Origin of the sequence: Psychrobacter sp. (assembly GCF_035469765.1) — a bacterium.
In the GTDB taxonomy this organism is placed as follows: domain Bacteria; phylum Pseudomonadota; class Gammaproteobacteria; order Pseudomonadales; family Moraxellaceae; genus Psychrobacter.
The window spans coordinates 1-5,060 of record NZ_DATIRM010000434.1; the positions used below are offsets into that span (position 1 = coordinate 1).

Below are 5,060 nucleotides of genomic sequence, written 5' to 3' on the forward strand. Positions count from 1 at the left end.
GTGGCGGCACTACGAAAGACCAATAATGCTTGTGCCTGTTCTTCTGTGCAGATATGCAATGCGCCTTGCTGTTCTTGCATATAGGTCTGCAAGAATTTTTGAGCAGCATTGATATGATTTTCGTTGTTATTGTTATTGGCAGTGCTTGTATGACGGTCGATATTGCTATCACCATCATTTGCTACTTTGATGATTAAATGATAACGATAAGAGAGTGATTGTTGCGCAAGAATCTTAGGTAGAGATGTTGGCATAAAAACAGAAGCGAGTTGCAGCACGCGGTCTGGCAGATTTTTTGGCAAATGCCATTTGTTCAGATAATAACCAATCTTTGCTTGTAAACGATACAATTGCCCTATTTTACTGGCAGGCAATTTACGCATACTGAGACAAGTATCGCGACCATATTGCAGCGTGATATCGTTGTAATCTTGATGCATATACTCTGCTAAAACTGGCAGTTTTAAGTCGCTTTTTAACCAATTTTGTCGTAGGTTAGTTAAGGTGTCAGCGTTATTAGTTGAGATATAAAAGGTTTGCTCTTTTGACGGTTTGGCAAATGTCGCGACCCTAACAGCGAATATAATGACCTTGCCTGCTGAGCCAGATGCTTCATATAATCCATTGGGGTCATTATTAAATCTGGCGGGCGTATCTGCGTCACAGTCGCGTACTTTATGCTGATAATGATGGTTTGTGCAGACTTTATTTTCGCTAGTATCAACGAATTCTTTATCGAACGTGCCAGCTTGTAGAGTCTCAAGCATCTCTTCTGGATGCACCCCTAACTCAACGCCTAAGTGATTGACCAGTTCGAACTGACCTTTTTTATTACAACGGGCAAATAGTGCCATCTCAGTATAGGCAGGACCACGCTGTACCAGCATACCACCGGAGCTGTTGCAAATACCGCCAATCACCGAAGCCCCAACACAACTAGAGCCCAATACTGAATGCGGCTCACGCCCGAGTGGCGCAAGTGTCGACTCCAATTGCTGCAGAGTTGCTGCTGGTAAGGCGATAACTTCTTTGGCATCATTAAGCAAATAAACGCCATTCAGCAACTGCATAGAGATGACAATCACTGCTCGATCATAATCACCATAAGGTGTCGAGCCGCCTGTCAGTCCAGTATTTGCCGCTTGAGCAATGATAATCACGTCTGCTGCGGCGCAAATATTAATGACACGCCACAGCGCCACGAGCGTCTTTGGAATGACAACCGCCAGAACTGCTTGAGTAGTAGATTCTACCGCTCCCTGTACATAAGACTGCTGCTGACTGGGCTTGGTCAGTACATGATTGCTACCAACCACGGCTGATAAATCTGTAAGCAAGCTTGCCGGCACTGCACTCAGATCATGAGATGAGCGGTTAGAATTTGGCATCGTAAACGTTCTTCCTTGAGTAACTCGCCGTGAATATTAGCTTCCGTTATCCTTCGTATTATTCTTAGTAGTACTCTCAATAACATCTCTAGCTGAAGCAGCGAAATGTTTTACCTATTTCAGTCAAGAACTCATCAGCTTCATCAACTTCGTAGATGAATGGCTGAGTACCTGTGATGTCTTCTTTTAATGCCTTAAGTAACTGTTGCTTGGCAGTTATTCTACGATAGCCTGCGCCAAAGCCTGCAGCTAGTAGTTCAAAATTTGGGGTTTTGATATTAACACCAATGAGCGGTAAGCCGCCCTCTTCCATATAACGGCGAATCTCCCCATAACCTTGATTATTCCATAACAACACAATCAATGGCAGTTCAAGCTCAGCGGCGCAGATGAGTTCTGCAATGGTAAACTGAATCCCGCCATCACCAATCAGACTAATAACCGGCGCTTTCGAGCCAATCATAGCGCCAATAGCCGCAGGCAAACCATAACCTAAAGTGCCAAATCCCGTCGATGAGTTAAACCATCGACGCGTTGCTAACGCCTCAAAGCCAAGATTGCCACTATAGACAGGCTGCGTCGAGTCACCAACAAAAATAACGTCTGTTACTTCATCTCGAATCAGCTGTAGCAGTGCGTTTTGACCAGCGAAATCTGGTGTCATTTCTTCCAATAACGCCTGTTTTGACTCAGCTACTCGCACGAGTGCTTGATGATTCAGCGGTTGATTCTCTAAGCGAGCACATAGACCGCTGATGGCCATTTGCGCATCTGACAATAGCGCAATATCCGCTCTAAAAGGACGCTGCAATTGCTGAGCATCGCAGTCGATACGAATCAGTGTGCCATTGATTTTAAACTCGCCATTAAAGAAGACGTCATAATCAGTCTCGCCAAGCTCAGTCCCTATCGCTAAGACCAAGTCCGCCTCACTAATCACAGCGCGACCTGCTGCTAATGACTGATTGCTACCCAGACTTAACGGATGACCAGGTGGTAGCAGACCTTTGGCATTAATGGTCAAAAACGTTGGCGCATCTATCAGCTCTGCCAGTTTTTGCGCATCACAATCGACATCGACGCAGCCGCCACCATAAAGCAGTACTGGGTTTTTTGCTGTTTTTAATGACTGGGCAATTAGGTCTAACTGCGCAGGATTCGGGAGCGGTCTCATTACTTGCGGTAGAGTCAAGCTACTTGTATCAGCTTGGCCATTCGCCAGATGGTTCAAACTAGGCGGCTTAGCGACATGGCTGGCATCAGCAGTAATCACATCAATAGGCAGCTGGATATGAACCGGTCCCGGACGCGCACCATTAAATAAAGCAAAAGCTTCAGCGATGACTTTGGGCAATGACTCAGGCTGCCAGATGGTTTTGCTCATGAGCGCCACTTTACTGACCATGCCTTGTTGATCATGTAGCTCATGCAAGTGCCCTTCACCGCTGCCGGTATCCTGCACTTTATTGACACTAGATATCACCAGCATCGGTATAGAATCCGCTAATGCTTGCGCCATCGCTGTCATGATATTGGTCATGCCGGGACCGGTAATGATAAAACAAACCCCTACTTTACCAGACGCACGATAATAGCCGTCCGCCATAAAGCCTGCACCTTGCTCATGACGCGGCGTCACGTGGCGAATATCGGTATTCGGTAGACCACGGTATAGCTCGACCGTATGTACGCCCGGTATGCCAAAAACGGTCTCCACACCATAGTATTCTAACCACTGTACCAACAGCTCACCACAGGTCAGAGACAAGTTTTCGGACAATGAAGAAAGTGTTTGTGTCAATTGGGTCATGGGTCAATCATCCTAAAAAGCTCAATAAGTATTGGATTAAATTATTTATTTGGAATAGCTGTTTATTTTAAATAGTAATTAAGTGCTACAAATTACAAGTCATGGTGCCGTAACCAATCATCAATCATCACGTTTAAACGTTTACCTGAAAAGCTAGGGAAATGGCCGCCATGAACGACACGCACAGGCAGAGCATTTAGGCGTCGCATGCTCTTAGCATAGTCAGACATATTGCTGTGCCATGTATCTTCGATCAATGGACCGTCGTAGATGAGATCGCCAGAAATGAGCGTTTCGCTAGCAGCTTCCCACAAGGCGATGCCACCTGGCGAGTGACCTGGCGTATGAATCACCTCAAATTGACGATTGCCCAAGTCGATCATGTCACCATCTTCAAGTTGCATGATTTTTGCTGGTGCAGGGATTTTGTAGCCGCAATGAGCGTAAGGCTCAGGAGGTAGTGCGTCAAACATCTCGTCGTTGACAAACATATCCGCCAAAGTACGGGCATTGTCTGGTTCAGCGAGAATATGGGCTTCAGCAGAGTGTACGTGACAGCAGTCAAACTCACTCGCAGCGCCAATATGGTCAAAATGGGTGTGACTGGCAACGCCAACGATATCGCGATCAGTGAGCAAAGCAACGTGACGACGCAATGGCACAGCACCTAAGCCAAAATCTACCAATAAATCACGCTGACTTCCTCGTACGTGCCAAAGGTTACAACGAAAAAACGGTTTGATCCACGGCTCGTCGATTAGCGTAATTCCATCGCTGAGCGCTGTTGTGCGATACCAGTTCTCTGGTTTGATACGCGGTAGTGATTGTTCAGTCATGAGTCAACTCCATTAAAGATATCCAAGTCTTTAAGATTTAGGTCTTGAAGATAGTCTTGGTGCGTGCGACTCTCATCGATACGGGCAAGATCGATATCTACTATCACAGTGCCAGCCGCTAAGCCAAGTCTGCCGAGCACCTCACCATCAGGACCAGCGACGATACTGTTTCCACAATAATGCAGCGCCCCTTCCTCGCCCGAGCGATTGATACAAGCGACAAAGCATTGATTGTCCATCGCTCGAGCGCGGATTTGTAGTACCTGACGCTCTGCATTTGGCAACATATTGGCTGTAGGTGACAGGATGATTTGTGCGCCTGCTTGCGCCAGCTCTCTTGCCACTTCTGGAAACTCGTTGTCATAACAAATCATCAATCCCAATTTGCCAAATCGAGTATCGACCACACAGGACTTTTTACCCGCCGTAAAAAACACGTTTTCGCGATCCCATAAATAACGCTTATCATAAGTCGCGAGGTGCTGCCCGTTATCGTCTATCAGTATGGCAGAGTTGCTCAGCTCGCCACCGGGACGCCGTTCAGCGAGCCCGAATAGCAAATGTAAATTGTACTTACTAGCAAGCTTAGCAACTTCGGTAACGATGGGGCCGTCGATCGCTTCCGCTAAGCTATCAAGACGCTCAAAGATATTGTAGCCTGTGAACGCCAGCTCTGGCAGTGCGAGCAGATCTACTTTTGCCTCTACTGCTAGGCGGCAAAGCGACTCTAAAGCCTCTAGATTGGCCGTAGGTTCAGCCCATAAAGGATCCGTTTGAGCAACCATCAATTTCATAATGCAGGCTTCTCTTGAGCTGGGACGATGACATCACTAGGACGAGTAAACAAAGTAGCGCCTAGCCAGTAGAGTCCGCCAGTGATGATAAAGACGGGTAATGACGCACCAAAAGATGGAGGAGATATCAAGGTCCAATAAGCCGCAAGAGCAGCACCAATGAAGTAAGCCGCGATAGCAATCTTTGCAGTAGGACGTCCTAATTGATGAGTAGAGTCAAGAAGCTTTGCCG

5 protein-coding genes are annotated in these 5,060 nt (G+C 46.8%); all 5 read right to left on the minus strand.

What is annotated here, in order from left to right:
* A partial coding sequence (gene dld / locus VLN09_RS11885; protein WP_325246777.1) for a D-lactate dehydrogenase occupies positions 1–1,388 on the minus strand: 1,388 nt, incomplete at its 3' end.
* A gap of 88 nt (positions 1,389–1,476) precedes the next feature.
* Entirely contained in the window at positions 1,477–3,198 is a 1,722-nt protein-coding gene (locus VLN09_RS11890; RefSeq protein ID WP_325246779.1) for a 5-guanidino-2-oxopentanoate decarboxylase, read from the minus strand.
* Positions 3,199–3,290: 92 nt separating this feature from the next.
* On the minus strand, positions 3,291–4,034 hold the full coding sequence (locus tag VLN09_RS11895) for an MBL fold metallo-hydrolase (RefSeq protein ID WP_325246781.1): 744 nt from the start codon (positions 4,032–4,034) through the stop codon (positions 3,291–3,293).
* Positions 4,031–4,828 carry a carbon-nitrogen hydrolase family protein gene (locus tag VLN09_RS11900; RefSeq protein WP_325246783.1) on the minus strand — a complete coding sequence of 266 codons (798 nt, stop codon included), beginning with the start codon at positions 4,826–4,828 and terminating at the stop codon, positions 4,031–4,033. The genes VLN09_RS11895 and VLN09_RS11900 overlap by 4 nt, the downstream gene beginning before the upstream one ends.
* On the minus strand, positions 4,825–5,060 hold a 236-nt coding region (locus VLN09_RS11905; RefSeq protein WP_325246785.1), incomplete at its 5' end, for a hypothetical protein. The genes VLN09_RS11905 and VLN09_RS11900, both read right to left, overlap by 4 nt.

Coding starts and splice junctions, on each gene's coding strand:
- VLN09_RS11900 (WP_325246783.1), bottom strand. CDS start 4,828: ATGAAATTGATGGTTGCTCAAACGGATCCTTTATGGGCTGAACCTACG.
- VLN09_RS11890 (WP_325246779.1), bottom strand. CDS start 3,198: ATGACCCAATTGACACAAACACTTTCTTCATTGTCCGAAAACTTGTCT.
- VLN09_RS11895 (WP_325246781.1), bottom strand. CDS start 4,034: ATGACTGAACAATCACTACCGCGTATCAAACCAGAGAACTGGTATCGC.